We start from the raw sequence: 5,452 nt of genomic DNA on the forward strand, positions 1-5,452 counted from the left end.
GACGATCCAGTCGGCAGCGATTGCTTCGAGCGGCGTCAGAATCTCGCCTTGACGCTGCTTGCGCCAGGTGTCGGTGAAAAATTGACGGACTTCGTCGCGGCTGGGATTGAACATCGTGGGAACAGTGCGGTTAGTGTGGGCGTGTCTGCAGGGCCGTATTTTACGCCGGGGGCGGGTGGCTTGCTGCCGGCCACGCATGCAAGCGAGTCGGGCAAGCGAGTGGGCAAGCGAGTCGGCAAGTGAAGTCAGCGAGGCCGCCGTCACGTTGCTAGCAAAGTGGCCCGTGTGCGGCGTTTGCCTCAACGCCCCCGCGCTCAAAGATCTGGCGGCGGTGTCTTTGGCCGGAATTCGCACAGCGGCTCAATCACGCAGTGCCAGCATTCCGGCCGGCGCGCCTTGCACACATAGCGGCCGTGCAGAATCAGCCAGTGGTGGGCGTCCTGTTTGAACTCGGCGGGCGTGAATTTCTCCAGCGCCGCTTCGACCGCACGCACGTCTTTGCCAGGTGCAAGCCCCGTTCGATTCGCAACCCGAAAGATGTGCGTATCGACCGCGATAGTCGGGTGACCGAACGCCGTGTTCAGGATCACGTTTGCCGTTTTACGGCCGACTCCGGGCAAGCTTTCGAGCGCTTCACGATCCTCCGGCACTTCGCCGCCGTACTGGTCGAGCAGAATGCGGCAGGTTGCGATCACATTCTTCGCCTTGGTCCGATACAGGCCAATCGTCCTGATGTAGCCGGCAACGCCTTCTTCGCCCAGATCGAAGACCTTCTGCGGCGTGTTCGCGACGGGGAACATCTTGCGCATCGCCTTGTTCACCGACACGTCGGTGGCCTGTGCCGACAGCAGCACGGCAATCAGCAGTTCGAACGGTGTGGTGTACTCGAGCTCGGTCGTGGGATGCGGGTTGAGACTCTGAAGCGTCTCGTAGATGGCGCGGCGTTTGTTCGCGTTCATGCGCAGCGTAGAGTTAAAGGTTAGCGCTTCGTTGGCGGAGTATCGGTGTTGCCCGCGGCGAGTCCGAGACGGCGGCGGCGTGCTTCGGCGGCGTCGATCTGTGCCTGCACGTCGGCGCTGACGCGTTCCGTGTTCTGCGGGCCTTGGCCCTTTGCGGCCAACTCTTCTTTCTTCTGACGTGCACGCTCTAGCGCAGCTTGGATGATCGCGCGTTTTTTCGCTTCGGCGTCGTCTGCTGCGGGCACTACGGGTGATGCCTGGGCACCAGTTTCCATTGTTTGAGCGGGCGTACTGCTGGCCGCTCGCCGCGCTGCAGCACGCGCCTCGGCGGCTTCGCGTTCGCGTGCGAGACGGGCTTCACGCCGGGTGTGGCGTTCGCGCGCGGTGTCGGCCTGGCTTTGGCTCCACGCGGCCCAGCCGGTTGCCTCACCCGTGACCGGCGGCATGGCAATGCAATCGACCGGGCAGGGGGGCACACACAGGTCGCAACCGGTACAGAGCTCGGCAATCACCGTATGCATCTGTTTCGGTGCGCCAACTATCGCGTCGACCGGACAGGCCTGCATGCACAGCGTGCAGCCGATGCAAACCTGTTCGTCGATAACCGCCAACGGACGCGGCCGTTCGACCCCGTTGGCGGAATTGAGCGGAATCACCGGTTTGCCGAGCAGTGCGGCGAGGCGCGCGATGCCTTCGGCGCCACCCGGCGGGCACTGGTTGTAGTCAGCTTCGCCGTTGGCGACGGCCTCGGCATAGGGACGGCATGCCGGATAGCCGCACTTTGTGCATTGCGTTTGGGGCAGCAGATCCTCGATGCGGTCTGCGAGTGTTTTGGAGTCGATCACGGTCACAACGTTAGTGCTTGCCTTGCGGCCGCGTAGCTTGAACTAAATAGCACATTATCGCCGATTTCCCCAATTGCCATCCGCAATCCATGTGCCATAATCGAAGCGCTTTTTCGAAAGACCGCATAAGGGTGTTCCCCCAACCAGCCCGTTCAGTGCTGTCGGTGCAAGGCCCGAGGAGAGGCCGGCGGCGCGATCCGGATAACGCGGCTCACGAAGACGATGCCACCATGAATCAGCCGAAAATCAAAAGAGATCCTGAAGGCACGCGGCGCCGCATTCTGCTTGCGGCGGCCGAAGAGTTTGCAAATGGAGGGTTGTTCGGCGCGCGCGTCGATCAGATCGCCCGCCGCGCGGAAACTAATGAACGCATGCTCTATTACTACTTCGGTAGCAAGGAGCAGCTTTTCACCGCGGTACTCGAGCACGCATTCAGCGCGCTCAATGAAGCGGAACGAACGCTCGAACTGAACGGTGTCGCACCGGTCGAGGCTGTCACTCGTCTTGCGCATTTTGTTTGGGATTACTACCGCGATCATCCCGAGTTACTGCGTCTCGTTAACAACGAGAATCTGCATGAGGCACGCTACATGCAGAAGTCGACGCGCATCCGCGAAATGATCTCGCCGATCGTCGCCACGCTCGGCGGCATTCTCGAGCGAGGTCAACGCGCGGGGCTGTTTCGCACCAACGTCGATCCGCTGCGCTTTTACGTGACGCTGTCCGGCATGGGCTACTACATCGTGTCGAATCGCTTCACGCTCGAAGCGACACTCGGTCGCGATTTCAGTAGTGCGAGCGAACGAAGTGAAGTTGTCCAGATGAACACCGAGTTGCTGCTTGCGTATCTGTTGCGGAAGTAAGCCGCTGCACGGCTGCACCTAATCGGCAAAAGAAGCGTCACAAGAAGCATTAGAAACGACAACGGCCTCTGAAGAAGAGGCCGTTGTTTATAGCTGCGCGCGCGGTGTTCAGGCTTCGACTTTTTCCTTCGTTACCTTGGGCGCTTTGTTGTGCTCGAGGATGAAGTCGCGCAGCTGCGGATAGATGATGGTGCGCCAGCGGCGGCCCGAGAAAATGCCATAGTGGCCGCATTTTTCCGCGGTGAAGTGACGCTTGTCCTTCTCCGGAATGCCGGTGCACAGTTCATGTGCCGCGAACGTCTGACCGTCGCCGGAGATATCGTCCAGCTCGCCTTCGATCGTGAAGAGCGCGGTCTTCTTGATGTCTTGCGGATGCACCCGTTCGCCTGCGACGTCCCACGTGCCGTCGGCGAGACTGAACTCCTGGAATACCACGCGAATCGTGTCGAGGTAATAGTCCGCGTCCATGTCGAGTACGGCGTTGTACTCGTCGTAGAAACGGCGATGTGCTTCCGCGTCGTCTTCGTCGCCGCGCAGGAGGCTCTGATAGAAGTCCCAGTGCGAAGCCGCGTGACGTTCCGGATTCATCGCGACAAAGCCGGTGTGTTGCAGGAAGCCCGGGTAAACCTTACGGCCCACACCCGGATAGTTCGGCGGCACCGTGAAGATCACGTTGTTTTCGAACCATTCATACGAGTGCTGCGTGGCCAGCGAGTTGACCGAGGTCGGGCTTTTACGCGCGTCGATCGGGCCACCCATCATCGTCATGGTGCGCGGCGTGTCTTCGCCGCGGCTCGCCATCAGCGAAATGGCGGCGAGCACCGGCACGGTGGGCTGACACACCGAGATCACGTGCAGATTCTTCGCGCCAATGTGGCGGATGAATTCCTGAATGTAGGCGACGTAATCGTCGAGATGAAACTCGCCTTCTTCGAGCGGCACCATGCGTGCGTCGATCCAGTCGGTCAGGTAGACCTTGTGGTCTTGCAGCAACGTACGCACGGTATCGCGCAGCAGCGTGGCGTGGTGGCCCGACAACGGCGCGCACACCAGCACGACCGGCTCATCTTTCAATTGGGTAACAGCGTCGCTGTCGTCTGCGAAACGCTTGAAGCGCATCAGGCGGCAAAACGGTTTTTCGATAATCGTTTGTTCGATGATCGGAATGTTATGACCGTCTTTGACAATCTGATGAAGATTGAACTCGGGCTTTTCGTAATCTTTGCCGAGCCGGTAGAGCAGTTCGTAACCGGCTGAAAGGCGCGTGGCACCGGGCACGTAGGCCAAGGGGCTTGCGGGATTCGCGAACGATTTCGACGCGGCCTGGGCCCAGGCGGTGAGAGGGCTCAACATCGCCCGCTGGAATTCGTGCAATTGGTAGAGCATGGGTGCTCCGTTTAGGCGGTTCGCATGGGGCTTGGCAAACACGCGTGTGGCGTTGCGGCAGGCCGTATTGGTTGTGGGCGCATTGATTTTCGGCCAACAATCTGATCGATGATACTGAACAAAGCGTACTTGTGCAATGCAGCAATTTGCGCGCGGGCTGCGCGCAAACTGTCATTGAATCATGGTACTGGCGATGCTGCCGCGCCGCTATCGGGGGTTGCCGCAGCCTCAAGTTCTTCTGCCATGGTGCCGTTATGGGGCGGCTGCCCGGTCGCCTGGGCCATCGCCTGTTCGTGCTTCATCAGGTTCAGGCCGGTGTGCACCAGCGCCACATGCGAAAACGCCTGCGGGAAGTTGCCGACCAGGCGCTTCGCCGCCGGATCGTACTCTTCCGCGAGCAGACCGACGTCATTGCAGAGGCCGAGCAACCGTTCGTACATGGCGATGGCTTCATCCATGCGGCCTTGCAACGCGAGGTTGTCCACCATCCAGAACGAACAGGCGAGGAAGGTGCCTTCACCGGGCGGCAGACCGTCGTCGTATTCGGTGGTGCGGTAGCGCATCACGAAGCCGTCGTGCATCAAGTCCTTTTCGATTGCCGCCAGCGTGCCTTTGACGCGCGGGTCCGTCGGCGGCAGGAAGCCGACCAGCGGCAGCAGCAGCACGCTCGCGTCGAGTTGATCGCTGCCGTAGATCTGGGAGAACGCGTTGAGCGCCGGATTCCATGCTTTCGCGCAGACTTCTGCATGAATTTTCGCGCGGGTTGCGCGCCATTCATCGAGCGGGCCTTCGAGCTTGAACATTTCGGCCGACTGGATGGCGCGGTCGTAGGCGACCCACGCCATCACCTTCGAGAAGGTGAAGTGCTGGCGGCCGCCGCGCGTTTCCCAGATGCCTTCGTCAGGCTCTTCCCAGATCGTGTCGAGGTGGCCGAGCAACGCGCGCTGCACGTTCCAGGCGGTGTCGTCCGCTTGCAATCCGCCGACGCGCGCGAGATGCAGCGCGTTCATCACTTCGCCGTAGACGTCGAGCTGGCGCTGCCCGACCGCGTTGTTGCCGATCCGCACGGGTTTGGCATCCTGATAGCCCGGCAGCCAGTCGATTTCGAATTCGGGCAGGCGCCGCTCGCCGGCGATCCCGTACATGATCTGCAACTGATCCGGTGCGCCGGCCATCACCCTGCCAAGCCAGGTGCGCCACGCGCGCGCTTCGTCGTAATAGCCGCCGCGCATCATCGCGAGCAGCGTGATGGTGGCGTCGCGCAGCCAGCAGTAGCGGTAGTCCCAGTTGCGCGTGCCGCCCAGTTGTTCCGGTAGCGACGTGGTGGGCGCGGCGACGATGCCGCCGGTCGGCTCGTAAGCGAGCGCCTTTAGCGTAATCAGCGAGCGGCGGATCTGCG

At 61.3% G+C, this 5,452-nt stretch carries 6 protein-coding genes; 1 reads left to right on the top strand and 5 read right to left on the bottom strand.

Translation table 11 applies throughout. The features are described from left to right. The 3 genes from VFE81_RS28950 to rsxB all read right to left on the bottom strand — a co-directional run. On the bottom strand, positions 1–198 hold a 198-nt coding region (locus VFE81_RS28950), incomplete at its 3' end, for a DUF1841 family protein (protein ID WP_414695555.1). Positions 199–314: 116 nt separating this feature from the next. Then, positions 315–959 (bottom strand): endonuclease III, encoded by a 645-nt coding sequence (gene nth, locus VFE81_RS06325; RefSeq protein ID WP_097391796.1) that lies wholly within the window; start codon positions 957–959, stop codon positions 315–317. Positions 960–979: 20 nt separating this feature from the next. Further along, positions 980–1,804, bottom strand: coding sequence for an electron transport complex subunit RsxB (gene rsxB, locus VFE81_RS06330; protein ID WP_325043774.1), 825 nt, complete (start codon positions 1,802–1,804; stop codon positions 980–982). A 230-nt stretch (positions 1,805–2,034) separates the two neighbouring features. Here rsxB and VFE81_RS06335 point away from each other — a divergent pair, with 230 nt between their 5' ends. After that, positions 2,035–2,667 carry a TetR/AcrR family transcriptional regulator gene (locus tag VFE81_RS06335; protein ID WP_325043775.1) on the top strand — a complete coding sequence of 211 codons (633 nt, stop codon included), beginning with the start codon at positions 2,035–2,037 and terminating at the stop codon, positions 2,665–2,667. A gap of 108 nt (positions 2,668–2,775) precedes the next feature. On the opposite strand, the gene VFE81_RS06340 is transcribed toward VFE81_RS06335, so the two are convergent. Next, positions 2,776–4,053 (bottom strand): polyhydroxyalkanoate depolymerase, encoded by a 1,278-nt coding sequence (locus VFE81_RS06340; RefSeq protein WP_325043776.1) that lies wholly within the window; start codon positions 4,051–4,053, stop codon positions 2,776–2,778. 179 nt (positions 4,054–4,232) lie between these two features. After that, positions 4,233–5,452, bottom strand: a 1,220-nt coding sequence (locus VFE81_RS06345; RefSeq protein WP_325043777.1) for a glycoside hydrolase family 15 protein, incomplete at its 5' end; no start/stop codon positions are given.

The organism is Paraburkholderia sp. (assembly GCF_035656215.1).
Classification (GTDB): domain Bacteria; phylum Pseudomonadota; class Gammaproteobacteria; order Burkholderiales; family Burkholderiaceae; genus Paraburkholderia.